Source organism: Rhizobium sophorae, assembly GCF_013087515.1.
Lineage (GTDB): Bacteria > Pseudomonadota > Alphaproteobacteria > Rhizobiales > Rhizobiaceae > Rhizobium > Rhizobium sophorae.
This window is the reverse complement of sequence record NZ_JABFCN010000060.1, coordinates 17410-39891: the sequence shown is the minus strand read 5'-3', so window position 1 is coordinate 39891 and position 22482 is coordinate 17410. Positions and strand designations below refer to the sequence as shown.

The 22482-nt window shown below is 60.2% G+C and carries 24 protein-coding genes and 2 pseudogenes; 14 read left to right on the top strand and 12 right to left on the bottom strand.

Annotation, left to right across the window (positions count from 1 at the left end):
* Positions 1–82: 82 nt before the first annotated feature.
* From G9X64_RS31590 to G9X64_RS36855, 3 genes and pseudogenes are all read right to left on the bottom strand, one after another.
* Entirely contained in the window at positions 83–436 is a 354-nt protein-coding gene (locus tag G9X64_RS31590) for a RidA family protein (protein ID WP_168314803.1), read from the bottom strand.
* Between the two features lie 243 nt (positions 437–679).
* Positions 680–1549: a LysR substrate-binding domain-containing protein gene (locus tag G9X64_RS31585; RefSeq protein WP_171378135.1), complete on the bottom strand. Its 870-nt coding sequence runs from the start codon at positions 1547–1549 to the stop codon at positions 680–682.
* 134 nt (positions 1550–1683) lie between these two features.
* A pseudogene (locus G9X64_RS36855) lies at positions 1684–1838 on the bottom strand (TOBE domain-containing protein); the annotation flags it as partial.
* 214 nt (positions 1839–2052) lie between these two features.
* On the opposite strand from G9X64_RS36855, the gene speB reads away from it, so the two are divergent.
* The 6 genes from speB (at position 2053) to G9X64_RS31555 (ending at position 8545) form a co-directional block, all read left to right on the top strand.
* Positions 2053–3114: an agmatinase gene (speB, locus tag G9X64_RS31580; RefSeq protein WP_171378134.1), complete on the top strand. Its 1062-nt coding sequence runs from the start codon at positions 2053–2055 to the stop codon at positions 3112–3114.
* Between the two features lie 83 nt (positions 3115–3197).
* Positions 3198–3995, top strand: a complete 798-nt coding sequence (locus G9X64_RS31575) for a transporter substrate-binding domain-containing protein (RefSeq protein ID WP_129421968.1) — start codon at positions 3198–3200, stop codon at positions 3993–3995.
* Positions 3996–4139: 144 nt separating this feature from the next.
* Positions 4140–4808, top strand: coding sequence for an amino acid ABC transporter permease (locus tag G9X64_RS31570; RefSeq protein WP_168310258.1), 669 nt, complete (start codon positions 4140–4142; stop codon positions 4806–4808).
* On the top strand, positions 4805–5452 hold the full coding sequence (locus G9X64_RS31565; RefSeq protein WP_017989676.1) for an amino acid ABC transporter permease: 648 nt from the start codon (positions 4805–4807) through the stop codon (positions 5450–5452). The genes G9X64_RS31570 and G9X64_RS31565 overlap by 4 nt, the downstream gene beginning before the upstream one ends.
* Before the next feature lie 156 nt (positions 5453–5608).
* Positions 5609–6580 (top strand): bifunctional Delta(1)-pyrroline-2-carboxylate/Delta(1)-piperideine-2-carboxylate reductase, encoded by a 972-nt coding sequence (gene lhpI, locus G9X64_RS31560; RefSeq protein WP_168314808.1) that lies wholly within the window; start codon positions 5609–5611, stop codon positions 6578–6580.
* A gap of 162 nt (positions 6581–6742) precedes the next feature.
* Positions 6743–8545, top strand: coding sequence for an adenine deaminase (locus tag G9X64_RS31555; protein WP_171378133.1), 1803 nt, complete (start codon positions 6743–6745; stop codon positions 8543–8545).
* A 78-nt stretch (positions 8546–8623) separates the two neighbouring features.
* Here the strand turns inward: G9X64_RS31555 and G9X64_RS31550 are convergent, their stop codons facing one another.
* Entirely contained in the window at positions 8624–8881 is a 258-nt protein-coding gene (locus G9X64_RS31550; RefSeq protein ID WP_025396307.1) for a CrpP-related protein, read from the bottom strand.
* Between the two features lie 221 nt (positions 8882–9102).
* Here G9X64_RS31550 and G9X64_RS31545 point away from each other — a divergent pair, with 221 nt between their 5' ends.
* The 4 genes from G9X64_RS31545 to G9X64_RS31530 all read left to right on the top strand — a co-directional run bounded on the left by G9X64_RS31545 (position 9103) and on the right by G9X64_RS31530 (position 13211).
* Positions 9103–10098, top strand: a complete 996-nt coding sequence (locus tag G9X64_RS31545) for a TRAP transporter substrate-binding protein (protein WP_171378132.1) — start codon at positions 9103–9105, stop codon at positions 10096–10098.
* Positions 10099–10192: 94 nt separating this feature from the next.
* The gene (locus G9X64_RS31540) at positions 10193–10654 is read left to right on the top strand and encodes a TRAP transporter small permease (RefSeq protein WP_171378131.1); all 462 of its coding nucleotides are present in this window, start codon (positions 10193–10195) and stop codon (positions 10652–10654) included.
* Positions 10654–11940 carry a TRAP transporter large permease gene (locus tag G9X64_RS31535; RefSeq protein ID WP_171378130.1) on the top strand — a complete coding sequence of 429 codons (1287 nt, stop codon included), beginning with the start codon at positions 10654–10656 and terminating at the stop codon, positions 11938–11940. Before G9X64_RS31540 ends, G9X64_RS31535 begins: the two co-directional genes overlap by 1 nt.
* Entirely contained in the window at positions 11913–13211 is a 1299-nt protein-coding gene (locus G9X64_RS31530) for an aspartate aminotransferase family protein (protein ID WP_171378129.1), read from the top strand. Before G9X64_RS31535 ends, G9X64_RS31530 begins: the two co-directional genes overlap by 28 nt.
* A 91-nt stretch (positions 13212–13302) precedes the next feature.
* Here the strand turns inward: G9X64_RS31530 and G9X64_RS31525 are convergent, their stop codons facing one another.
* The 3 genes and pseudogenes from G9X64_RS31525 to G9X64_RS31515 all read right to left on the bottom strand — a co-directional run bounded on the left by G9X64_RS31525 (position 13303) and on the right by G9X64_RS31515 (position 15303).
* Positions 13303–14160: a LysR substrate-binding domain-containing protein gene (locus tag G9X64_RS31525; protein WP_138331800.1), complete on the bottom strand. Its 858-nt coding sequence runs from the start codon at positions 14158–14160 to the stop codon at positions 13303–13305.
* Between the two features lie 124 nt (positions 14161–14284).
* Positions 14285–14589, bottom strand: a pseudogene (locus G9X64_RS36850) (hypothetical protein); the annotation flags it as partial.
* Positions 14590–14619: 30 nt separating this feature from the next.
* Complete coding sequence (locus G9X64_RS31515; RefSeq protein WP_171378128.1) at positions 14620–15303, bottom strand: GntR family transcriptional regulator; 684 nt, start codon at positions 15301–15303, stop codon at positions 14620–14622.
* A 112-nt stretch (positions 15304–15415) separates the two neighbouring features.
* On the opposite strand from G9X64_RS31515, the gene G9X64_RS31510 reads away from it, so the two are divergent.
* The 4 genes from G9X64_RS31510 to G9X64_RS31495 all read left to right on the top strand — a co-directional run bounded on the left by G9X64_RS31510 (position 15416) and on the right by G9X64_RS31495 (position 18677).
* Positions 15416–16069 (top strand): GntR family transcriptional regulator, encoded by a 654-nt coding sequence (locus G9X64_RS31510; RefSeq protein ID WP_171378127.1) that lies wholly within the window; start codon positions 15416–15418, stop codon positions 16067–16069.
* Between the two features lie 116 nt (positions 16070–16185).
* On the top strand, positions 16186–17022 hold the full coding sequence (locus G9X64_RS31505; protein ID WP_171378126.1) for an ABC transporter substrate-binding protein: 837 nt from the start codon (positions 16186–16188) through the stop codon (positions 17020–17022).
* Between the two features lie 113 nt (positions 17023–17135).
* Positions 17136–17792 (top strand): amino acid ABC transporter permease, encoded by a 657-nt coding sequence (locus G9X64_RS31500; protein WP_171378136.1) that lies wholly within the window; start codon positions 17136–17138, stop codon positions 17790–17792.
* 15 nt (positions 17793–17807) lie between these two features.
* Positions 17808–18677, top strand: a complete 870-nt coding sequence (locus G9X64_RS31495) for a dihydrodipicolinate synthase family protein (RefSeq protein ID WP_246271096.1) — start codon at positions 17808–17810, stop codon at positions 18675–18677.
* Positions 18678–18925: 248 nt separating this feature from the next.
* Here G9X64_RS31495 and G9X64_RS31490 read toward each other — a convergent pair whose 3' ends face one another.
* Genes G9X64_RS31490 through tsaD form a run of 5 tightly spaced genes read right to left on the bottom strand, consistent with a single transcriptional unit; the run spans position 18926 to position 22420 of the window.
* Entirely contained in the window at positions 18926–19609 is a 684-nt protein-coding gene (locus G9X64_RS31490) for a class I SAM-dependent methyltransferase (RefSeq protein ID WP_171378125.1), read from the bottom strand.
* A complete protein-coding gene (locus G9X64_RS31485; protein ID WP_003543603.1) occupies positions 19606–20037 on the bottom strand; it encodes an EVE domain-containing protein in 432 nt (143 codons plus the stop codon). Before G9X64_RS31485 ends, G9X64_RS31490 begins: the two co-directional genes overlap by 4 nt.
* 2 nt (positions 20038–20039) lie before the next feature.
* Entirely contained in the window at positions 20040–20333 is a 294-nt protein-coding gene (locus G9X64_RS31480; protein ID WP_003543605.1) for a YciI-like protein, read from the bottom strand.
* 9 nt (positions 20334–20342) lie between these two features.
* On the bottom strand, positions 20343–21326 hold the full coding sequence (locus tag G9X64_RS31475; RefSeq protein ID WP_171378124.1) for an NAD(P)H-dependent glycerol-3-phosphate dehydrogenase: 984 nt from the start codon (positions 21324–21326) through the stop codon (positions 20343–20345).
* Positions 21323–22420: a tRNA (adenosine(37)-N6)-threonylcarbamoyltransferase complex transferase subunit TsaD gene (gene tsaD, locus G9X64_RS31470; RefSeq protein ID WP_171378123.1), complete on the bottom strand. Its 1098-nt coding sequence runs from the start codon at positions 22418–22420 to the stop codon at positions 21323–21325. The genes G9X64_RS31475 and tsaD overlap by 4 nt, the downstream gene beginning before the upstream one ends.
* Positions 22421–22482 lie beyond the last annotated feature (62 nt).

The window sequence follows — 22482 nt, the reverse complement described above, 5'->3', positions numbered from 1 at the left end:
CCATGCTCGCTTTGGCCGCAACAATCCTATGGCTCAGATAAGTGTCCACAGCTCCTAGGGCACGATGACGAACACAGGCGGCTCAAATGTGCCCGGCCCCACTCTTTCGCGACGCGGCTACGTCAATACGGATGGCGCACATCGGCGGGAGATTCTTGTCCTCAAACGTCGCCCGCCGTGGCGTTCCGCTATCCGGCATCCAAGCATCCCAGGCTCTGTTCATTTCCTCGAATGAGGCAAGATCCCTGAGCCAGATGTTGGCGAGAATGATTTCTGACTTGTCGGTACCCTCGCGCAGCAGCATGTCATTGATGCGCTCCAGTATTTCGTTGGTCTGCGCCGTCACGCTCGCTCCCCTCGTCAGGTTTGCGACCTGGCCGGGCAGATAGGCGGCATCCGCAAGGAGAGTTTCGTCAACTTTGGCTTGCCCCATCATCGTATTCGCAGACTTCCATCAATGCTTGAGATTGGGCCGTCGACCCTTCATCCGATCACTGTGGGGCTTCGCTCGCCACTTCGGTAGAGGGAATTAAATTGACCTGATATAATGGAAGCTGAACGCTCCTAGAACAGGATTCAGATTTTAGGTCCGGTCGGCCCAAGTCTGAATCCTGTTCTACATTAAAGAGTTGGAGCATGATGTCGTCCGAAAACCGATCACACTTTTCGGCATCATGCTCTAGCTGGACAATATGGCCGTATGCCGCGAAATGAAGTCCACAAGATAGCGCGCGCCTTCGGCCGTCTCGGGTTGAGCATACAGACCGATCTCGATGCGCACCGGACCGGGCAGATCCGCCGATCGGTCAAGTGTCCGGCAGCCCTCCGGTTTCGTCGTGAGCATCATTGGTGCGATACCGATACCGACGCGAACCGCGGTCGCCATGGCGACCAGCGTCGATGCGACGCACGCCGTCTTCCACTTGATGTTCCGCTGGGACAGAGCCGCAATCGTCGGAAGCGTCCAGGGACACTCCTCCTCGAACATGATGATGGGAAGCGGTTTTTCGGCATCCACCACGAAGTCGGATCTGACCGTCCACATCAAATATTCGGTCCAGATCAGGGTCGGTTTTCGCGAGAGGCAGGTGATGTCGCAAACCACGAGATCCAGCTTCCTGTCTTCAAACAGGCTGGCGAGGCGGCGATTCGGCTCGACGATGATGTCGATCTCGACCTTCGGGTTTTGGGCTCGGAAGTCACTAAGAATGTCGATCAGGTGGCCGGCTGCGAAGTCCTCAACGACGCCGAGGCGAATGCGGTCCTCGATCATCTTGCCTGTCAGCCTTTTCCCGACCTCGTCGCTGAGGGCGACCATTTCGCGGGCATAAGCCAGCATGATCTGCCCATGGCTCGTCAGCTCGAGGCCTTTTGACGAACGCGAAAACAGCGTAACGCCGACAAGCTCCTCCAGCTTGCGGATCTGCATGCTCACGGCCGCCTGTGTTCTGTTCAGCTTGACGGCTGCTCCATTGACTGTGCCGATTCCCGCGACGGTCAGAAATGCACGAAGCAGATAGGAATCAAGATCAAGCATCAGAAGCCGCATTCCATACTTTTTGGCGCTCGAGAGCCGAGGGCCTCTCTGCCCGTAAGTGGATATTGGACGAACCATGTCCTTCCGGCAACTGGTGACCCTTAGCCCCCGGGCGCAGTGCAGGCTGCGGCCCCATCAATGCCAGCTTATCGCGCGAAGAGAACGCATGCCTCGGGCGGAATGGAAACGCTGATCCCCTGCCCGCGAGCGAAGGCTATGTCTGGGCGGTTCGGGTTATGCGGTCGCCACTGACGAGCTCTAGAACGACATGTCTGAAGGCACCGAGTGTCACGACGTCGGCAGACTGCTTGGAGGTTACCAACCGCGGTAGTGGGAAAATTCTCGCCGGGTTATAAAGTTTTCTGAACATATCGATAAACACACAACCCGCATCGCGGAGCCTCGGCGGATCCGAGCTATCAAGAATCGTTATATCCCCTCTCGAATTTTCGCGGTTCCAAGAGAAGCTTGCGGCGCTGATGATGATGGCAGCATCAAGACCGAGGGAGCCTGCCTTGACCATTGACCGGGATTTTCTGGAAGACTTGAGAAAGCGCTTCGGCAGCGCTGCAGGCGGGGAGATGGAAGATCCGCACTTCCGCGCCGTGGCGGCGAGCGTTTTCAAGGACGGCGACAGCCGCAAATGGCCCTTCGCCGATCCTGGGACCTTTCTAGATGCCCGTTTCATCGAGAACGGTTTGCGGCCCGAGGTGCTCGAGGCGCTTGACGTGGCGTTGATCGGCGTGCCGATGGATCTCGGCGTCACCAATCGCGCCGGCGCGCGGCTGGGGCCGCGGGCCGTCCGGGCGGTCGAGCGTATCGGTCCCTACGAACATGTTCTGCGTGTCGCGCCGATGGGAGGGCTAAAGGTCGCCGATGTCGGCGACGTGCCGATGCGCAGCCGGTTCGGCCTGGCCGAGTGCCATGCCGACATCGAGGCCTGCTACCGGATGATCGCGGCAACCGGGGTTATCCCGCTGTCGGTCGGCGGCGACCATTCGATCTCCGGCGCCATTCTCAAGGGCCTGGCGGCCGGCCAGCCCGTAGGCATGATCCACATCGACGCTCATTGCGACACCGCCGGTCCCTATGAGGGCTCTAAGTTCCATCACGGCGCGCCCTTCCGCGAGGCGGTTCTGGCGGGTGTGCTCGATCCGAAGCGTACGATTCAGATCGGCATTCGCGGCGGCGGCGAATATCTCTGGGAGTTCTCCTTTGCCTCCGGCATGACCGTCATCCACGCGGAAGAGGTGGCGGAGATGGGCCTCAAGGCCGTGATCGCAAAGGCTCTGGAGGTTGTCGGCGCCAGTCCGACCTATCTCAGTTTCGACGTGGACAGCCTCGATCCGGCCTTCGCTCCGGGAACCGGCACGCCGGAAGTCGGCGGGCTTCAGCCGAGGGAAGCCCTGACCCTGCTGCGCGGCTTCAAGGGCATCAACCTCATCGGTGGCGACGTCGTGGAAATCGCGCCGCAATACGACAACACCACCAACACCGCGCAGATCGCCGCCCAGGTCCTGTTCGAACTCCTGTGCCTCGCGATGTTCAGTCCCGCGGTCAGGACAAAGCTGACCTGAGAACCAGCTCCACACCGGCAGCGTGCCTCGTGCCCGCTGCCATCCATCACCTGTCGCACAACACATCTCAAAAGGGGAACGACATGACTGCTCTTATGAAATTGCGCTACACTGCCACCGCGGCAATTGCCGTGTTCGGCATCCTGGCAGGGGCCGCGCAGGCCGACGAGCTTGCCGATATCAAAGCCGCAGGCGAGATCAACATCGGCATCTTCTCCGATTTCCCGCCCTTCTCTTCGGCAAGCGCCGATATGAGCATCAAGGGCTATGACGTCGACGTCGCCCAGAAGATCGCCGACGGGCTCGGCGTGAAACTCAATCTCGTCAGTGTTACTGGCCAGAACAGGATCGCCTACCTGAACGACGACCGTGTCGACCTGCTGATGAGCGTCGGCTATTCGAAGGAGCGTGCCGAGGTTATCGACTTTGCCGCCGCGTACGCCCCCTACTATATCGCCGTCATCGGTCCGGCTGCGCTGAAGGTGAGCGGCAAGGAAGACCTCGCCGACAAGACCGTTGCCGTCAATCGTGGGACGCTCGAAGACACGTCGCTGACGGCCGTCGCCCCGGGCTCGGCTGCGATCCAGCGTTTCGAGAACTATAATTCGGTCATCCAGGCCTTCATATCCGGCCAGACCCAGTTGATGGTCGTCGGCAACGATGTCGGTGCGCAGGTTCTGGCACGACAGGACGAGCTGAAGCCGGAGCAGAAGTTCCAGCTCCTCAGTTCCCCCTCGCACATCGCGCTCCGCAAGGGCGAGGAAGGCCTGAAGAAGGCTGTCAATGACAGCGTCGCCGCAATGATCGCCGATGGTTCGCTCGACGCAAGCTCGAAGAGCTGGCTGAAAGCGCCGCTCAACCCTGAAAACCTGAAGGACTGACGAGCACCGCCTCCCACTCACCAGAGCATGATGCCGAAAGCTGCAAGCGATTGCGATGGCATCATGCTTCAATTCTTTGGTTGAGAGGCGGATCGGGATTTCGGACCGACCCGGCCCGGATCATCCGGCTCCAAAGGACAAGCGATGAGATACAGCCTCGATTTCAATTGGCTTTGGGACGGAATGGGAGCTCTGGCTTATGGCGCAGGCACGACGCTTGCACTGACGGTCTCCACATCGGTCCTCGGGATCGTTCTCAGCATTCTCGGCGCGGCTGCGCGCCGGGGACCTTATCCATGGTTGCGCAAGGCCGTCGGCCTGTATGTGGAAATCATGCGCAACACGCCATTCCTGGTGCAGCTGTTCTTCATCTTCTTTGGCTTGCCTAGCCTCGGCATTCGCCTCGATCCGATCACTGCCGCCGTCTTTGCCATGACCCTCAACATGGCGGCCTACACGATCGAGGTGGTCGGAGCCGGGCTCGATGCCATACCGAGAGGCCAGAAGGAAGCGGCGCAGGCACTCGGCCTCAGGCCCCGGCTGGTGTTCTTCAAGATCATCCTGCCGCAGGCGATCGCCATCATTTTTCCGGCGCTGACGAGCCAGATCATCATCATGATGCTGGAATCGGCGGTGGTTTCGCAAATATCCGTCCGCGAGCTGGCGCAGGAGGCCGATCTGCTTCAGTCGCGCACCTTCCGCTCCTTCGAGACCTATCTGGTGGCGACGTTGATCTATCTTTCGATGTCCGCCGCACTTCGCCGGCTCCTTTTCGCCGGGAAGCGCCGTTTTCTGGGAGCCGGTCTGGCATGATTGAGTTCACCTTCTGGGACATTCTGCGCAATCTTGTCTTCGCGACACGCTGGACCCTGCTGCTCTCGCTCGCAGCCTTTGCCGGCGGCGCCATCGTTGGCCTGGCGATCCTGTCTGCGCGGATATCGAAAACACGCTGGCCGCGCAGCTTCGCGTCCGGCTACATTGCCCTGTTTCAGGGAACGCCGCTCCTCATGCAGCTCTTTTTGATGTTCTTCGGCCTGCCGATGCTCGGCTTCCGGATCGAGTCATGGACCGCCGCCGTCTGCGGCCTGACGTTCTACGCCAGCGCTTATCTTGCCGAAATCTGGCGGAGCGGCGTCGAGGCTGTGCCGCGCGGGCAATGGGACGCCGCAGCCAGCCTGGGCTTGCATCGTCTCCTCGAACTTCGTCTTGTCATCTTGCCGCAGGCTTTCCGGATCACGCGCGCGCCGACCGTCGGGTTCTTGGTCCAGTTGATCAAGAGCACCGCACTGGCCTCGATCCTCGGCTTCGACGAACTGCTGAAAACCGCGAACGCCATCAACAACGCGACCTTCGAACCTTTCAAGGTCTACGGTCTCGTCGCAGTGATCTTCTTCGCCCTGTGCTATCCGCTGACGCAATACGCCAGATTTCTGGAGAAGAAAGCGGCGTTTGGCTGAGCGGTGCTCACTCCGCATTCCGATCACAACGAAGCGTCCAAAAAGGGCCGATGCCGGTTGAAAAGCTGGTGCGCCGCGCAGCGGCGACGCGGCTCTCGTTCAATCACACAGAATTCGCCCTATCCAGCAGTCAGAACTTACTGGGAGATCGCTTCAATGACCGACACACAAATCCGTATTCTGGATGCCCGGACAACGGGCGAGCTCCTCCCTTTCGGCCCGCTGGTCGCGACCCTGCGGCAAGCATTTGCCGAAGGCTGCGTTGTGCCGGTACGGCATCACCACACGATAGCCAATAGCGGCGAGCCGGATGCGACGCTGCTTCTAATGCCCGCCTGGCATGAAACGCACCGGTCGGAGCGCTACCTTGGTATCAAGATCGTTACCGTCTTTCCCGGCAACACGCTGCGCGGCATTCCCGGTTTGACCTCGACTTACATGCTCTATGATGGCCGGACCGGGATGCAGCTTGCGCTCCTTGACGGAAACACGATCACGGCGCGCCGTACGGTAGCGGCATCGGCCCTTGCTGCGGATTATCTTGCTCGAAAAGATGCACGCCGTCTGCTGGTGATCGGCGCAGGCCGCGTCGCAAGCCTCATACCCGATGCCTACCGCGCCGTCCGGGCGATCGCCGATGTCGATATCTGGGATATCGATCCCGCCAGTGCGGAACGGCTGGCGCAGAGCCTCCGGCAACGTGGGCTCCAGGCCACTGCCGTCACGGATCTGGAAGCCGCGGCGCGGCAAGCCGATATCGTCAGCGCGGCGACGCTGGCGACCGCACCGCTCATTCGGGGCGAATGGCTGCGGCCAGGCACCCATGTCGATCTGATCGGCGGCTTCACCCCGGCGATGCGCGAGGCCGATGACGAGGCGCTTCGGCGCTCGTCTGTCTATATCGACACGCACGAAGCCCTTCACGAAGCCGGCGATCTGGTTCAGCCGATCAGAGCCGGCGTCATTGCTGCGGATGCGGTGCGCGCGACACTTGACGAGCTGTGTCGCCGGGATGTTCCAGCGCGGGCGTCCAACGGTGAGATCACTCTCTATAAAGCAGTCGGAACGGCATTGGCTGATCTTGCCGCCGCGACGATGGTGTATGAAGCCGCCTCGATCGCCGGCTGACGTCTTTGGGTCCGGCAATCGCGAATGATCGGAACGCGCCTGTCGCCCTGCTCCACTAGTCCTGGACCTGCGCCAGAGACAACGACTATTCGTGCTTCCCACCCCTGACGGCGTTCCTTACAATCTTGCCTGTCCTCCCCGAGCCCTGGAAATGAGGTTTTCATGAGCACGCTTACCCGCTTCTCCGTTCAGCCGCTCTCGACCATGACCCGCCGACTTGCCGATGTCGCCTCCGCTCGTCGCGAACCCGACCTGGTCATCCAGGGCGCACGCGTTTTGTCCACCTATTCGGAGCGCTTTCTCGACGGACGTGAAGTCTGGATTTCGGGGGGCCGCATTGCAGCCGTGAAGCCGGCCGGCAGCTACAGGAGCGGGTGCGCCAAGCTCTACGACGCCAAGGGCGGCATCATCGCGCCAGGTCTGGTCGATCCGCATATCCATATCGAATCCTCGATGGTGACGGCCTGCGCCTATGCCGAAGCGGCGCTCCTCAACGGCACGACGACGATCTTCTGCGACAGCCACGAGATCGGCAATGTCATGGACGTCGCTGGCGTCGAGGCCATGCTCGAGGACGCACGGCAGGCGCCGCTGTCGATCTTCCTGACCGTGCCGAGCACCGTGCCGGCGACGACGCCGGATATGGAAACAGCCGGCGGCGACCTGACGCCGGACAAGATCGCTGCCCTGTTCGACAAATGGCCGGAAGCCGTGGCTCTCGGTGAGAAAATGGACTTTGTCCCCGTTGCGATGGGCGACGAGCGCAGCCATGCGATCCTGGCTGCAGCACTCGGGCGCGGCAAGCCGGTGTCGGGCCATGTTTACGGACGGGAGTTCGTTGCCGCCTATGCCGCATCCGGCGTTACCGACACGCATGAAGCCATCGACCGCGACATTGCCGACGACCTGCTGGAAGCCGGCGTGTGGATCTTCCTGCGCGGCGGCCCGCCGACGACACCCTGGCATTCGCTGCCGCAGGCGATCGAGACGATCACCGAGCTCGGCGCTTCCCACAAGCGCGTCGCCGTCTGCACCGACGACCGTGATGCCGAAGATCTGCTTGCCTTCGGCCTGGACTGGGTAACGCGCGAAGCCGTGAAATACGGCATGAGGCCGGAACAGGCCTGGGCGATGGGTTCGCTGCACGGCGCGACGCGGTTCGGCATGGAAGGCGAAATCGGCGGTCTGGGCGGCGGACGGCGCGCCGACCTGGTGCTTCTCAGCGACGACCTTACGCCGGTCAGTACCTGGTATGGCGGCGAGCTCGTCGTCGACAGCAAGAAGATCATGCCGATCCTCGACGAAGCCCTGTCGAAACCGTACCGCTATCCGGATGCCGCCTATCACACGGTCAAGCTGCCAAAAAATCTCAAGCTGACACCGGACCTGCCGACGGAGACGGTCGTCGCTCATACGATCAGGACGGAGCTGCCTGGCATTACCCTCGGCCATGTCACCGTCACGCTGGAACCGGCCAATGACTGGCAAGCCCATTTCGACAAGCACGACCTCTGCTTCGTGACGGTGGTGGAACGTCACGGCAAGTCTGCCGGCAATGTCGCTCACGGACTGCTCAACGGCTTCGGGCTCAGACAAGGCGCAGTCGCATCCTCGGTCGGCCACGACAGCCACAACATCATCGTCGCCGGCACCAATGCCGCGGACATGCAGATGGCGCTCGACGTGATCGAAGAAAAGCAGGGTGGCGTCTGTGTCGTCATGGACGGCAAGGTGACGGCCATGGTGCCGCTGCCGATCGCCGGGCTTTTGTCCGACAAGCGCGTGCACCAGGTCGCCGACGAGGTAAAGGCCTTGAAGCTCGAATGGGAAAGGGCGGGCTGCACCATCGCCTATATGGGCTTCAACCTTATCCCGCTATCAGTCATCCCTGAAATCCGGATAACCGACAAGGGCCTGGTGCTGGTGCCGGAAATGGTCATCTCGCCGCTCTTCGAAAAGGCCTGAACGCTGCAATCCGATGGTGAAAGAGCTGCCGATCCGCAAGAAAACCTAACTCGTCATAGCGAACCACCATCAATAAAGTTAGGCATCGAGCGCACCTCGTTTGGCAATCGAGATCAGCTCCTTGAAGTGCGTAACAATCCTACCTTCGCGGCTAGCGTCCTCCGCTTCCCAACCGAATTTCCACGCGTCGTGACGCGCAAGCCAATCCCCGAGAGCGCTGGTATCACCAGTCGGCATCCTATGGGCGGCGAGGTATGGGTTTTCGTGAGCCTTCAGGCCGAGCACCCGCGCCCTTGAGCCAGCTTCCTGTAGATCGATCAGCTCTTCAATCGTCATACGCGATCCCCCACGATGTCGGCGACGGTAGCATCGTGGTCCGCGCATGCAAGTGAATGCTAATTAATGGGTTAATTTGGGACAGTTGCGTGACAAGCGGCGCAGCATAACGATCTGATATAGTAACATAACGCTTCCTGATCGAAGACGGTGCTTTACCGATTGAACCCCTGAGAGAGGCCGCACATACTCTTGGTCATAACAATGACAAAGAGGGTAACATGTTAGAATTCAATATCATGCGGGCTCACGCCGGTCGCCTTTCCATGTCCACCATCGCCGGCATCCTGTTGCTTTGCACCGGCCCAGCGAATGCCGAAACTCTTCGGCTAGCCCACGCGTCAAGCTCGAAGAGCCTCATTCAGGAGGCTGTTGTCATGTTCGCCGACAAGCTCGCCGGCGAAACCAAGGGCGGCCTTACCGTCCAGATTTTTCCAGATGGTCAGTTGGGCGATGAGGGACCGATCGCCGATGGTGTCGGCTCCGGCTCCATCGATATCGGCCTAGGAGGCGTTGCGGATGCGATCGATCCGAAACTCAACGTCGTCACCTTGCCGTTCTTGTTTTCCGATGCAAACGCAGCGCACACCTTTCTCGACGGACCAGTCGGGAAGAAGGTCTTCGACACGGGTGCCGACAACGGCTTCAAGATGCTGGGAGCGCTTGATTCCGGTTTCCGTCAATTTGCAACCGTCAGCAAATCAATCGCTACACCGGAGGATATCAAGGGTCTGAAGCTGCGGACGCCGCCGAACCCCGTCATTCTCGCAACCATCGAACAACTGGGCGCCCTGCCGCAATCGATTCCTTTCGGGGAAGTCTATACCTCGCTGCAATCGCATGTGGTCGACGGCGTGGAGCCGGAGATACGCGACTTCGCGGATCAGAAATGGTACGAAAGCGCGAAGTTCCTGTCTGTCTCCAACTATATCTGGACGCCAAATTACTGGTTCATGAACAAGGAGCGCTTCGACGCTCTGAGCCCGGAAAACCAGGCTGCGGTGACCAAGGCAGTGGAAGAGACGACGATCTGGTACCGCGGAAAACTCGACGAGGTCTATGCCCAGGTCATTGAGGACCTCAAGTCGAAGGGCGTTACGGTCACAACTGTGGACACGACACCGTTCCGTGCCATGGTTGATCCTGTTTACGCCAAATTCGGGGCGGAATGGGGCGACGATCTGGTGTCGTCCGTGCGCTCGGCAGCCGGAAAATAGGCAGTGCCTGCGGCGAGGATACGATCGGTCCTCCGACGTGTTCTTGCCGCATTCGTTGCCCGTGCAGCCACGTCCTCCCTTGATGGAAACCTCCATGAAACGCCTGGCTTCTTCAGCGGTCTTCGTAATGACGATCGTTGGTGTCCTCGTTGTCGTCGCCCTAATCCTTTCTACCGGGCTTGGTGCCGTGGGCCGCTATCTCGGTCTTTCCGGAATCACTTGGTCATTTGAAATGGTCGGCATCCTGTTCTTGTGGACGACCGCGATCGGCGCTGTTCTGTCGGAAGTTGCCGGCGAAAACGTTTCCATCGACGGCAACACGTCCACCAGTGGTCGGAACCGCTGGTTTCGCATCTATCACAATCTCATCCTGCTCACCGTTGCTGCCGCCTTTCTGTGGAGCGGCAAGGCCATGCTTGCGCGCACGGCATTTGTTCCCACGCCCGTCATGCGCGCGCCGAGTTGGACCGTTCAGAGCATCATCGTCTTCATGGGCGCCACTCTCGCCGTCATCGCCATTGCTCGCATCGTTTCGGCATTCCGGGAGCGTGGCTAATGACGCTTCTGGTTCTCTTCGGCGTCTTCGCCATCACGCTCTACACTGGCGTGCCGGTCGCATGGTCGATCGCGTTTTCTACCCTTGTCGTCATTTATTTCGGTCTGGTTCCGCTCCCACCCTCCTGGTTTGCGCAACAGGTCTATATGGGAGCCGATTCCATTTCATTGGCGTCCATCCCGCTGTTTCTCGTCGCCGGCGGCATCATGAACGAGGGTGGCCTGACGCGCCGGATCATCGACCTTGCCAACGACATGTTCGGATGGGTGAGGGGTGGACTGGGCGTCGTCAATGTCGCGACCTGCATGATCTATGGCGGTATCACCGGATCGGCCACGGCCGATACGGGTGCTGTCGGCGCCATCATGATCCCGGCGATGGCAGAGCGAGGCTATCCCCGGGATTTCTCAGCTGCGGTCACCGCCGCGGCCGGTACGCTGGGTATCATCCTGCCGCCGAGCGTTGTGATGATCATGTACGGGGTCATAACGGATACGTCGATTGGTGGGCTGTTTGCAGCAGGCATTATTCCGGGCCTTATGTTGGCGGTCACATTCATGCTCACGGCCTGGTGGGTCGGGGTGAAGGAGAACTTTCCAAAGTCAGAGACCCGACCGACCGCAACAAGCTTCAGCAAGCACCTTTTGCGAGCACTCCCTGCATTGATGATGCCGATTGCGGTCCTCAGTTCCATGCTCAGCGGGCTTGCGACAACGACGGAGGCTGCCTTCGTGGCAGTGGTCTGGGCTCTTCTGGTCGGAGGTGTCCTCTACCGCGAAATTACCTTGGCCGGCCTTTGGAAGATCGGGGTGGAGACGGTGCGCATGACCGGCGCAATTATGATCATCATGGCTGTTTCCGTTCCATTTTCCTGGATACTGACCGTCGAGCAGATTCCGCAATGGACCGCCGGGCTCCTTCATGCTTGGGGAGCCGGTCCGACCATCACGATCCTGCTCATCCTGGCGCTTTTGACCTTCGTCGGCACCTGGGCGGACCTTGGGCCTTCGCTGATTATTCTCGCACCGATCGTTCATCCGATCGGCGTCGAAGCAGGGCTTCAGCCATATCAACTTGGTCTGATTTTCACGATGGCGTTGGGTATTGGATTGTTCACGCCGCCGGTGGGCACCAACATCTTCGTCGTCTGCAACGTCGCCAAGGTCGGGGTGAACGCGGTTACGCGCAGGCTTATCCCGTTCTTCATTACCAGCAACATCTGCCTCCTGCTCGTCGCCTTCATTCCGGAGACGACGGAATGGCTTCCGCGTTACTTCGGGTTCTAGCAACCGTCCGTGGCCGCAACGAATGGACAAATACGATGACGACACATCTGGTTGGGGGAATCTCCAGCGCCGGGCGGGCCTTGCCACCCATGGACGGCAAACCCTTTGTCGCCCGACGGTCCCAAGGTGCCTATATCTGGGACGACAGACAGCGCCAGTATATCGATACGGCGCTCGGATTTGGGGCGACGGTGATCGGCCATGCGAATCCGCTGGTTGTGGAGGCAGTCACTGCCGCCCTGCGCAATGGGCCTATGCCGGCCTTTGCCCATGATGGAGAGGAGGAAGCTGCCAGTGTGCTGACCGCTGCGACGCAGCATTTGTCGCGGGCGATCTTTACCAATACCGGTAGCGAGGCTGTTCATCTCGCTTGCCGGCTCGCTCGCGCTGCCACGGGGCGCTCCTATATCGCAAAAATGGCTGCGGGCTATGACGGCTGGTATGACGACGTCACGCTCGGCCAGGCGGGATCCGCCGATGCGGCAATGCTCACAAACGCGCGGCCGGTGCACGAGCGAACCACGCTGCTGCGCTTCAACGACTTCGATGACGTCGATCAACTTTTCGCGGAAAACAGTGGCATCGCTGCCATTATACTGGAACCGATGCTGGCCAATGCGGGATGCATCCCGGCAGCGCCCGGCTATCTTGCGCATGTGGAAGCGACGGCGCGGCGCCATGGCGCGCTTGTCATTCTCGACGAAGTGCTGATGGGATTTCGCACGCGATTCGGGCTGACGGGGCATAGCATGGAGGTGGAAGCAGATCTGGCCACCGTCGGCAAGGCCATCGGCAGTGGCGTCGCAGTGGCCGCTGTCGTCGGTCGACCCGACCTCATGGCGCTTGCAGAAGAGGGCACAGTCAACCGCGCCGGGACTTACAGCGGCAATCCTGTGGCCACAGCCGCCGTCACCGCAACGTTTCAGGTTCTGAGAGACCTCGACTACGCCGCCTTGCTGGCGCGCGGCGAGCGCTTAAGGCATGGCATAAATTTGGCTTTTGCCAGTTGTGGTAGGGCGGTTACAACCTCTGGGGAGGGCTCTGTGTTTACAATCTGGTTTGCCGATAGCCCGCCCTCGAACTACGCAGAGACGCTGGACAGGGCAAATGCCGTCATGACCCTCAAACTTCACGAGGCGCTTCGCCGTCGCGGGCTGTTGATCATGCCGTTTGCCTTCGGACGTCTCTATCTTTCCAATGCCCACACCGATGGCGTTATCGACGAGATGATCGGTATTTTTGAAGACGCCGCAAGAGACATGGCGGCTTAACCAGTTTGCTGTTTTGGGATCCTGAAAACCATATGCCTTGCAACGGGCCGTTCGCCGTATCGCGACCCTGATCACGGCGACAGTGATAGTGTCAAAGCTGCTGAAAATGCGAGCGGACGAAGCTGGCGACCGTGCGAACAGCGGCTCGCGCGCCATGTGGAACGAGAAGGGCGATCTCAAGCGGTTTCAGCGACGGCAGGCCGTCGTCTTCCGCGGTCAGACGGCGGTGTCGCGAAGCGACAACCGAGGCCGGCAAAGCTGTAACCGCGGCACCCGCATCCAGCGCCGCCTGAATCGACGGCAGATGTGAGGATGTCCATGCCGCTCGCCATCCGATGCCGGCCTGGGTGAGAGCGTGGACGATATGGGGCCGTGCTCGACAATCCTTCTCTGGAAACAATGCAAGAGGGAGGGGCCGCTGTCGTTCAATCTGCCCATCTGGAGGTCCGCACCAGACCAGCGGCTCGCGACGCAGCAATTCGCCAACGATTGAATCCGGGGCACGAGTGATGATAGCGAGATTGATAGTGCCGTGTTCGACCATCGCCTCGAGGGAGCGGGAGAAGTCGCACTGGATCTCGACTTGGATACGGGGATTGGCGCGCGAAAACTCTTCGATCAAAGGCTTGCCAAACAGCTCGATGTAGTCGTCCGGCATTCCAAGACGGACATAGCCGCGCATGGCGCCTGGATCGAGCGCTGCCAGCGCCTCGTCCTCGATCGCAATGATACGGCGGGCATAGCCAATCAGGATCTCGCCTGTTTCAGTCAGGTGCACGCCGCGTCTTGTCCGGTCAAACAGCTTCCGCCCGATCTGTTCTTCAAAACGGGCGATGATGAGACTGACGGCCGCTTGCGACTTGCCGATCCTCATCCCTGCTGCAGTAAAGCCACCGGCGTCGGCCACTGCCACAAAGGTCGCGAGCGCATCTGTGTCGAAGTGCTGCATTTTGAACCTTGGAACTCGCTATGGGACGTGCGGCGATCTGATCGTTGCGACTAAGCGAGCTTCACCAAAAGACCGCCGGACTGGAGATATCATTCTCCCTTTCCTCAAGTGAGTAAAGCGCTGGCCATGATGCGAACACGCCGACCTGGCAATTGGTGACACTGCCCGCCGAACCTATATGCCGGCCGGCCCCACAGCATGCCTTGCCTTGCTTGAGAAAACCGTTCGACGGGCGAATGCTTCACCGGATCATTCGCTTGTCCGTCTCACCGTCGATCACCGGGACCGCAAGATCAGCCAATGTCTCAAGGGCATGGACACACACGATGTCGCACAAACCAGCCGTCCCAATGACCACGTCCCAGAATAGCCTGCTGCCACCACGGGCCGGTATCGCCCGCCGCCTCCGCCCCGCATCCAACCCGTCTTGCCGTGACACACAAAAATGCAACTGCAATACTAAAGGTCAGCGACTTGTAGATGCATTCGCGTAAATGCGATTAGGCTTTCGATGTGTTGGGCGACAGCTCGGCGAGTTTCCTCGACATCGCCCCGGTCGATCGCCTCGATGATAACGAGGTGTTCCGTGGAGTCCGGCTTCAGGCGATCTTTCAGGCGGTCGATTTCGAAGAGACGCGTGGTCGCCCGAAGCTCCCGCAGTACCTTGGCCATTACGGCGTTGCCGCAATGATCGATGATCATATTATGGAGATTGTCGTCCGAGAACCAGTGCGCGTCTGTGTGATACGCCGTCGCATCCAAAAGGTCATGGATTTCCTGCCGGACGCTCATCAAAAGCCGCCGCGGAATGGCGTTGATCGACAATACCGCCGCTTCAGGTTCGATCAACAACCTCAATTTCAAACTTTGAAGATACTCGCCGATATCCACCTGTCGCACGACGTAGCTTCGGCCATCGCCCTTGCGAACCAGGCCTTCGCCCTCCAACCTCTGCAGCGCTTCCCGCAGCGGTGTCCTCGAAATCCCAAGTGTCTCGGCAAGCCTTGCCTCAACGATGACATGCCCGCCTTTCAGCCGGCGATGCCGGATCATGTCGGACACCGCCTTGTAGGTCAGCGATGCAAGATTATGCTGCCCTTTCTCCGCAATTTTCCGACCCGGAGCCGCTAAAGCGTCTGTCACCGTTCGCCATTTCCTTGTTCTTTAAGGCGTTGGCCGCTCGACGCGGCAACGCGCTTTCCTTACGCGATCACTTGTTACATATGATAGCCGATTTGGAAAAGGACTGGAACGAGTGCAGATGGACGATGGTCTGAATGAAGGTGGCGACTCCAGCCTTGCTGACGAAACCTACCGTTCCCTGCTGGCCGATATTTTATCAGCCAGGCTCGCGGGGGGATCGGTCGTCCAGCAACGTCGCCTGGCGACGAAACATGCCGTTTCGCGTTCTCCCATGCGCCACGCGCTGGGACGTCTCGAAGGAGAGGGACTACTTGTCAGAAACGAAAAAGGCGTTCTCTCGGTCAGGGTCATCAGTCTCAAGGACTACCTTGACAGCCTCACCATGAGGATGCTGCTCGAACCAACTGCAGCCGCTCTCGCCAGTCCCCACGTTTCGCGACTTGAACTGGACCCTTTGACAAGGATGCTTGACGAGATCGAGGCCGACCCCGAACCTGACCCAGAGGTGGTCTGGGCGTTTGACGATGCGCTTCACAACTATATCGCAAGCGAGAGCCGCAACCCCTTTATGGCAACCACTATCGGGGAGATGCGACGCTACACAACGATCTTCGAGCGACAGCTGCCTGTCGTGCGCGCAAAGCCGGGCGTGCGGGAACATCGAGCGATCCTGCTTGCCTTGGCGGCCAACGATGCCGAGGCGGCTCGCCGCGCCATGACCGATCATCTCGAAGTCGTCCGTCAGGGCGTCCTTGCGAACTACTGAATCCGATAAGTTGAGAATGCACTTGCATCTGCGGCGAACTTTTGTATAAAAGTGGGATCCCACTTGAATGCAGGGTTGGGATCCAACGATAAAGAACCGAACTCCAGAGGCTCTCCATGCTCCGTTCACACTTCTCTCGCAGCGTTCTTGCCGCGTCCTTCCTGTCGGTCACAGCGTCTTTTGCCTTCGCTCAATCCTGCGAACCCAAAGTCGCGGCAGGCGAGTTGATCAAGCCCGGCACGCTCGTCATGTCGACCAATCCAACGCTTCCGCCGCTCCAGTTCATCGACTCCACGGGCGATCTGAAGGGCATGCGCATCGACCTCGGCAAAGAGATCGCCAAGCGCCTTTGCCTTGAACCCGAATATGTCCGCATCGAATTCTCCGCGATGGTTCCGGGCCTGCAGGCTGGCCGCTGGGACATGATCAATACGGGCATCTTCTTCACCGAGGAACGCGCCAAGATCATGCAGATGATCCCCTATGAAGATCAGGCCATCAGCGTCTCCGTGGCACCAGATTCGAAGAAAAACGTCGCCGCAAAAGATGATCTGGCCGGCATGACGATCGGTGTCGAAATCGGTGGTTTCGAGGAAACAAAGACACGCCTTCTCGACAAGGAGCTGCGTGACGCGGGCAAAGAAGGCTTGACCATCCAGACGTTCGATAATTTCGCCCTCGCCTTCCAGGCTCTGCGGGCAGGCCAGGTCCAGGGTGTCGTATCGATCGACGCCGTCGCCAAGGAGTACGATTCTCGCGGGGACTTCAAACGGGCAATCAGCGGCCTCTACCCCGCTCCGGTTTCTGTCGCATTCAAAAGCCCGGCTTTGGCTGATGCCGTGTCTGCGACGTTGAAGGACATGAAGGCGGATGGATCTCTGAAGGCGCTCTTTGACAAATACGGTCTGCCGATGATCGCGGGTGACTATTCGGTCAAAGGCCCCGGCCGCTGAACTGATTTCAAAGATCGTTTAGAGATGAGGCGGGGCGCGACCACGTCGCGCCAGCCCTCTTGCAGAAGGTCGTCTTCATGTCGCTTTGAAACTGGTCTGGCTTCTTCGGTTACCTGTTCAACCCCTTTATACTTGGCGGGGTGTTCACGACCGTCTGGCTCACCGTCGTCTCGTTGGTTGCGGGGCTAATTCTTGGTTTTGCCCTTGCATTGATGCGGCGATCGTCGCGGCGGGTGCCATACTACATTGCCAAGGCGTATATCTGGCTTTTTCGCGGCACGCCGCTTCTTGTACAGTTGATTGCGATCTACACGGCGCTTCCACTGTTCGGCATCAAGTTCACCGTCATAGAGGCGGCGTTGCTCGGATTGGCTCTCAACGAGGCGGCTTATCTCGCGGAGATCATTCGCGCCGGTATCGAAGCCGTGCCGGAAGGCCAGACCAGGGCAGCGCGCGCGCTTGGCATGACGGAGCGTCAGATCATGCGCTACATCGTCATGCCGCAAGCCTTTAAAGTTATCGTTCCGCCTCTCGGCAATTCGGTGAATGGTCTCTTGAAAACGACCTCTGTCACCTCCGTCATCTCGGTCGAAGAACTCCTTCGCCGGACCCAGGTTCTCATCCAGGAGCGGTTCATGGTGCTCGAACTGTTTGCGGTCGCGGCGATTTATTACCTCCTCCTCACAACACTCTGGGACTTCTTCCAGAGCCATATCGAAAAGCGTCTCGGTCAAGCCGGATCTCGGCTCTCCATTGACGAGAAGCGCTAGAACCAGGATTTTCAAATGCAGAAGACGTTCCGCGGTGTCTACACCGTGATGATTACTCCCTTGGATCCCAGTGGCGCGGTCGATCTGAAGGGGCTGGCTGCCTTTACCGACTGGCAGGTCAAGGAAGGTATCCATGGCCTGATTCCTCTTGGATCGACGGGTGAGTTTCTGTCGCTCAGCGAGGAAGAGCGCGATGGTGTGGCGAGGACCGTCATCGAAACTGTCGCGGGACGGGTGCCTGTTCTGATCGGCACGGGAGCGGAAGATACGCGGGAGTCCATTCGCCTTAGCGTCAAGGCCGAGGCAATGGGAGCTGACGGCGTCATGATTATTCCGCCGTTCTATTCCACCCCAACGGATGACGAACTCGTTCACCACTACAAGAGCATTGCGTCTGCCGTGGCCATCCCGATTATGGTCTACAACAATCCCGCGACCGCAAACGTCGATCTGACGCCGGAGTTGGTCAAGCGCATCGCCGAAATCGACGGCTGCGACTACATCAAGGAGTCCACCCTGGAAGTGACGCGCGTGCGCGATATCATCCGGCTGGCCGGCGACGATATGACTGTGTTCGGGGGCATTCTCGGGTTCGAGTCTTTCGTTATGGGTGCGCAGGGATGGGTGGCAGTGGCTTCAAATGTTGCGCCAGGACCGATGGCGCGCCAGGATTTCCGAACTTTTCTCGGTCGCCTGAACGTCGTCGACGGCGGCAAGACCAAGTTGGCCCAGCACCGGAGTGCCGAAAGCGAAGGAATGACGGCTGCCTTCGAGGTCTGCGCTGATGATGGGCGGGACTTTGCTCTTGGCCACGAGGTCAGAGATGACCCGCCGCTCGAACTCGAGGTCAGCCGTGAAGAAGCGGGTTACGCCGCCCGGCCTTAGTGAAGCAATGCGTTTGAAATCCTCCTCATCCGTCCCGATCATGATCAAGGTGAAGAGTTGGCCGATCTTGTCATCAAGATCGAGCGAGGCATAGGTGTCGTGGAGCCAGGATATCGCAGCGTCGTCGAGGTTGAACGGCGCTTTGCGAAGCTCGTCGTAGATCGTCATAAGTTCCCCCGTTGATCAACGCTCTGCGGATAGCCCGTGTGAATATGCACGCTATCCCGTCATAAGCCAGCGCGGTGATGTCAGGCTAAGTTCGTCGGGAACATTTTGGATATCTCGTGCCGAGCGAACCGCCACACTGTCGTCTTCTTGATTTCGCTGTCCTCCAGCGCCCGCGTTACCGGCACCTCATAAACCGCGCAGAATTCCAGCCGATCTCTCGGCAGGTAACTGCGTCCGGGATCGCCGACCAGCACCCACTTGCCGTCGGCTGCGAGCTTTGCGAACCAGGGAACGAGCGCGTCGGCGAAAACGCGGTCGTAGAAGACGTCGCCGGCAAGCACGATATCCGCATCGACGGCCTGCCCGATCAGATCGGCGCCGGTAAATCCGAGTGAAACGCGATTGGCCTCGGCATTCAGCCGGACTGCCGTCTCCGCCCAGGGATCGATATCGGCGGCCATGACCTCCCGGGCACCGGCCATCACAGCCGCAATGCCGACAAGGCCGGAACCGCTGGCGAAATCGAGCACGCGCTTGCCGCGCACCGTTTCCGGATGATCGAGGACGTAGCGTGCCAGTCCCTGGCCGCCCGCCCAGGCAAAAGCCCAGAAGGGCGGCGGCAGGCCGATCGCCTCCAGTTCCTCCTCCGTCTTCAGCCAGAGCTCATGCGCCTCGCTCGCCAGATGGAGCGAAATCTCCGGCACATGCGGCGGCGGCATCAGGCTGGTATTGGCGCGAATGAAGGCTTGCGGATCGGTCTTCAACGCGGCGGATTATCCAATCCGCCCATGCGGCAGACTTCGAGATATTCTTCCTCGGTCACCGGCTGCACCGAAAGCCGCATCGAGGTGACGAGCGCCATCTTGGCGAGCTTCTCGCTCGCCTTGACGTCCTTCAACGTCACCGGCTTCGGCACGTCCATGACGGCGCGGATATCGACGCAATCCCACTTCGGATCGCCCTTGGCGGAAGAATCGGGATGCGACAGGGCGCAGACTTCGACGATGCCGACGATCTCCAGCCCGTCATTGGAATGATAGAAGAACCCTTTGTCGCCGATCTGCATCGCCCGCATGTTGTTGCGCGCCAGATAGTTGCGGACGCCGGTCCATTCCGTGCCCTTTTCGCCGGCAGCCTTCTGCTGCTCCCAGGACCAGGAGGCGGGTTCGGATTTATAGAGCCAGTGCGCCATGCTCACGCCTCCGGTTTGTTGAAGACCCAGTTATAGGCCTTGACGTCGACGCTTTCGAATAGTCCGGCCTTGGCATAGGGATCGGCATCGGCAAGCGCACGCGCCGCCTCTTTCGATTCCGCTTCGACGATGATCAGGCTGCCGCAGGGCTTGCCGTCGTCATCGAGAAACGGGCCGGCGATCTTCAGCGTGCCCTCGGCATTCAGCTTGTTCAGATGCTCGATATGCGTCGGACGCGTATCCATGCGCACGTTCAGATGTCCCGGTTTGTCCTTGCAGAGAAGGGCGAAAAGCATGTCTGTCTCCTATTCGGTGGTGATCGGACGCGTCATCAGCTGCTCTATCGCCTCTGATATATCGAGCTTGCCGTCGATGATGGCGGAAATGGCATCGGTGATCGGCATGCTGACCTTCAACTCCGCCGCAAGCCGCGAGGCGACGGAGGCGGCAAACGCGCCCTCCACCAGCGCACCCTGCAGCAGATCGGTCTTTTCGCCGCGCCCGAGCGCGATGCCGAAACGCAGGTTTCGCGATTGATGGCTCGTTGCCGTCAGCACCAGATCGCCGAGGCCGGAAAGCCCGCGCACCGTGTCCGCCTGCCCGCCCTTGGCGACGACGAAACGGGACATCTCGGCAAGACCGCGTGCAATCAGCGCCGCGCGAGCGGAATCGCCGATGCCACGGCCTTCGACGATGCCGCAAGCGATCGCCAGCACATTCTTCAGCGCACCGCCAAGCTGCACGCCGATCCGGTCGTTGGAAGCGTAGAGCCGGAAGGTCCGCCCGGAAATCGCCTGAGCGAGCCGCTCCGCGGTCTCCATGTCGGCTGCAGCAATCGCCATCGCCGTCGGGAGGCCCTTGGCGATATCGGCGGCAAAACCCGGACCGGAGAGCACGGCGACGGAATGGTCCGGCAGTTCCCGTTCCAGCATGTCGGTCAGAAGATTGCCCGTCGCCCGCTCGATGCCCTTGGCGCAAGTAACGACGACAGCATCCTTGGAAAGATAAGGTCCGTATTGCCGCGCCGCATCGGCCTGCGCCTGCGACGGCATTGCAAAAAGTACGATGGAGGCACCAGTGATTGCATCCGCCTCGGCGGAAAATTCCAGCGTATCGGGCAGGAGAATGCCGGGCAGCACCGCATCATGCAGCCGTTCGGCCTTCAGATCGGCAATCAGTGACGGATCACGCCCAACGAGCGTCACCGCACTTCGCCCGGCAAGCGCGATGACGGCAGCAAGCGCCGTGCCGAAAGCCCCCGATCCGACGACGGCGATGTTTTCGCTCATGCCTTGGCCCCTCGTTTTCCGAAACCGATCAGCGTTTCCGCATTGGAATCGAGCGGCCAGCGCGACCGCGGCTGCACGTCGAGCGCATCCGGTGCGGCACCGGTCGCCATCCGCTCCAGTCCCGCCCAGGCGATCATCACGGCATTGTCGGTGCAAAGACTGAGAGGCGGCGCGACGAAGCGGAAGCCGTTCTTGTCGCACAGCACCTGCAGCGTGCCGCGCAGTTCGAGATTGGCGGCGACACCGCCGGCAACGACGAGCGCCGGCTTTTCGCCGGTCGTTGGAAACTCCGTCTTGAACCGCTGCAGGCCGCGGCCGATACGGTCCTTCAGCGTGCGCGAAACCGCCTTCTGGAACGAGGCGCAGATATCCGCCACGTCGTGATCGCTGAGCGGCGCGATATCCTGCGCCGCCTGCCGCACCGCTGTCTTCAGGCCGGAGAAGGAGAAGTCGAGCCGTGCCTCGCCGACCAGCGGCCGCGGAAAGTCGAAGCGATCAGGATTGCCGGCCTGCGCCATCCGCTCCACCGCCGGCCCGCCGGGATAGGGCAGGCCGAGCAGCTTTGCCGTCTTGTCGAAGGCTTCGCCCAGCGCATCGTCGATCGTCGTGCCCCAGCGCTCATACTGCCCGACACCACGCACCAGGATGAGCTGGGTATGGCCGCCGGAGACGAGCAGCATCAGATAGGGAAAGGACAACCCGTCCGTCAGCCGCGCCGTCAGCGCATGGCCTTCGAGATGGTTGATCGCATAGAGCGGCTTGCCGGCGGCTCTGGCGATCGCCTTGCCGGTCATCAACCCGACCAGCAGCCCGCCGATCAGCCCCGGCCCCGAGGTGGCGGCGATGGCGTCGACATCGTTGAGCGACACATTGGCGCGCTTCAGCGCTTCCTCGATCAGCTCGTCCAGCGCTTCGACATGGGCGCGTGCGGCGATCTCGGGCACCACGCCGCCATAGGCGCTATGCTCGTCGAGCTGGGAAAGCACGACGTCCGACAGCACGTTGGAATGCCCCTCCGCATGGCGCTCGACAACCGCGGCGGCGGTCTCGTCGCAGCTCGTTTCGATGCCAAGGATGCGCAGAAAGGGAACCATAGAGCCTGTTCGTTGATTGCGATGGGATGGAAACCCGTTTACGAGAACTCCGGTAACAACGG

Coding starts and splice junctions, on each gene's coding strand:
- G9X64_RS31590 (WP_168314803.1), bottom strand. CDS start 436: ATGATGGGGCAAGCCAAAGTTGACGAAACTCTCCTTGCGGATGCCGCC.
- G9X64_RS31585 (WP_171378135.1), bottom strand. CDS start 1,549: ATGCGGCTTCTGATGCTTGATCTTGATTCCTATCTGCTTCGTGCATTT.
- G9X64_RS31575 (WP_129421968.1), top strand. CDS start 3,198: ATGACTGCTCTTATGAAATTGCGCTACACTGCCACCGCGGCAATTGCC.
- G9X64_RS31570 (WP_168310258.1), top strand. CDS start 4,140: ATGAGATACAGCCTCGATTTCAATTGGCTTTGGGACGGAATGGGAGCT.
- G9X64_RS31565 (WP_017989676.1), top strand. CDS start 4,805: ATGATTGAGTTCACCTTCTGGGACATTCTGCGCAATCTTGTCTTCGCG.
- lhpI (WP_168314808.1), top strand. CDS start 5,609: ATGACCGACACACAAATCCGTATTCTGGATGCCCGGACAACGGGCGAG.
- G9X64_RS31555 (WP_171378133.1), top strand. CDS start 6,743: ATGAGCACGCTTACCCGCTTCTCCGTTCAGCCGCTCTCGACCATGACC.
- G9X64_RS31550 (WP_025396307.1), bottom strand. CDS start 8,881: ATGACGATTGAAGAGCTGATCGATCTACAGGAAGCTGGCTCAAGGGCG.
- G9X64_RS31545 (WP_171378132.1), top strand. CDS start 9,103: ATGTTAGAATTCAATATCATGCGGGCTCACGCCGGTCGCCTTTCCATG.
- G9X64_RS31540 (WP_171378131.1), top strand. CDS start 10,193: ATGAAACGCCTGGCTTCTTCAGCGGTCTTCGTAATGACGATCGTTGGT.
- G9X64_RS31535 (WP_171378130.1), top strand. CDS start 10,654: ATGACGCTTCTGGTTCTCTTCGGCGTCTTCGCCATCACGCTCTACACT.
- G9X64_RS31530 (WP_171378129.1), top strand. CDS start 11,913: ATGGCTTCCGCGTTACTTCGGGTTCTAGCAACCGTCCGTGGCCGCAAC.
- G9X64_RS31525 (WP_138331800.1), bottom strand. CDS start 14,160: ATGCAGCACTTCGACACAGATGCGCTCGCGACCTTTGTGGCAGTGGCC.
- G9X64_RS31505 (WP_171378126.1), top strand. CDS start 16,186: ATGCTCCGTTCACACTTCTCTCGCAGCGTTCTTGCCGCGTCCTTCCTG.
- G9X64_RS31495 (WP_246271096.1), top strand. CDS start 17,808: ATGCAGAAGACGTTCCGCGGTGTCTACACCGTGATGATTACTCCCTTG.
- G9X64_RS31485 (WP_003543603.1), bottom strand. CDS start 20,037: ATGGCGCACTGGCTCTATAAATCCGAACCCGCCTCCTGGTCCTGGGAG.
- G9X64_RS31480 (WP_003543605.1), bottom strand. CDS start 20,333: ATGCTTTTCGCCCTTCTCTGCAAGGACAAACCGGGACATCTGAACGTG.
- G9X64_RS31475 (WP_171378124.1), bottom strand. CDS start 21,326: ATGAGCGAAAACATCGCCGTCGTCGGATCGGGGGCTTTCGGCACGGCG.
- tsaD (WP_171378123.1), bottom strand. CDS start 22,420: ATGGTTCCCTTTCTGCGCATCCTTGGCATCGAAACGAGCTGCGACGAG.